This window comes from Shewanella sp. SM74, from assembly GCF_025653725.1.
Taxonomy (GTDB): Bacteria; Pseudomonadota; Gammaproteobacteria; order Enterobacterales; family Shewanellaceae; genus Shewanella; species Shewanella oncorhynchi.
Window position 1 is genome coordinate 1 of sequence record NZ_JAKKRZ010000087.1, and the last position, 1,046, is coordinate 1,046.

The 1,046-nt window shown below is 46.7% G+C and carries 2 protein-coding genes and 1 pseudogene; all 3 read right to left on the reverse strand.

Features of this window, described 5'->3' with window-relative positions; genetic code table 11:
- A pseudogene (locus L5M49_RS25070) lies at positions 1–387 on the reverse strand (IS66 family transposase); the annotation flags it as partial.
- Positions 388–479: 92 nt separating this feature from the next.
- Positions 480–815, reverse strand: a complete 336-nt coding sequence (gene tnpB / locus L5M49_RS25075; RefSeq protein WP_192937895.1) for an IS66 family insertion sequence element accessory protein TnpB — start codon at positions 813–815, stop codon at positions 480–482.
- A 37-nt stretch (positions 816–852) separates the two neighbouring features.
- On the reverse strand, positions 853–1,046 hold a 194-nt coding region (locus tag L5M49_RS25080), incomplete at its 5' end, for a hypothetical protein (RefSeq protein ID WP_263266989.1).

Below are 1,046 nucleotides of genomic sequence, written 5' to 3' on the forward strand. Positions count from 1 at the left end.
GTCAATGTCATGGATAACATCAACGCGCGGCAGCTCAGGGGCAATCCGTGGGCGGCGTGGCTTAGCAGCTTTCTTAGCGCTCTCGGTCGTCTGAGTATCTGGCTCTGTCGCTACTGACTCGTCTTCAATAAGCTGTTCGGCCTCATTTAACACCTCGCCTTCACCTTCATAGGTTTCACTGCTGGGGCTAAATTTCTGGTACTTCTTCAGGTTGTAACGCTCCAGCAACTGCTGCAACTTGTCCGACAGTTGCTGGTTAACCCGCTCTAATTTGGCGATGCGTTTATCTTTTTGCGCCAGTTTGCGCTCAAGCTTTTGCGTCTGCTCAAGCAGCATTTTCTTGAGCAGTGCAACGTCATCAGGTAAGGTGTCTGGTATCTTTTTCATGGCCGCCATTATAACGGCCAATTTAGCTAAGTGCTTGGTAAGATTTAGATTGTTTTGGATGCGATCATAAGGATTTATAGCCGATCGTCATATCAGCCCACACTCTGGTAATGCAGTGGCTGATGGGCGGTGATTTTTTGGATATCGACACCTTGCAACAGCCAATGCCATTGCTGCTCGCTAATAGACAGTATTTTGCCAGGCATCTGCCGTGGCCAGCGGAACTTGTCTTTTTCAAGCCGTTTGTACCACAGGCAAAACCCGGTGCTATCCCAGTACAGTACTTTTAACCGGGTACGCTGCTGATTACAAAACACAAACAGTGCGCCGCTAAATGGCGAGAGCTGCATCTCTTGCTCGACCAGCAACGATAAGCCATTAATGGATTTACGAAAGTCGACCGGCTGTTTATGGCTAAATTTGCCCAACGCGCCAAAAATGTAAAGTTAGCTTTAAATTCTAAAATCACTCACTTGAATTCTCGTTCTCAATCAGCGCTTGCTTCCAATATTCTGGTTCAGCATATCGAGCAACCAATGCATCGATATCTATTTTTGAGGTTGATGGACTAAACTCAAAATTGCCATACATATTGATGTGCTGCCATGCAACGGGCGAAATACTGTGAAGCTGAGCCAGTGCATTTTGATCTCCTACTG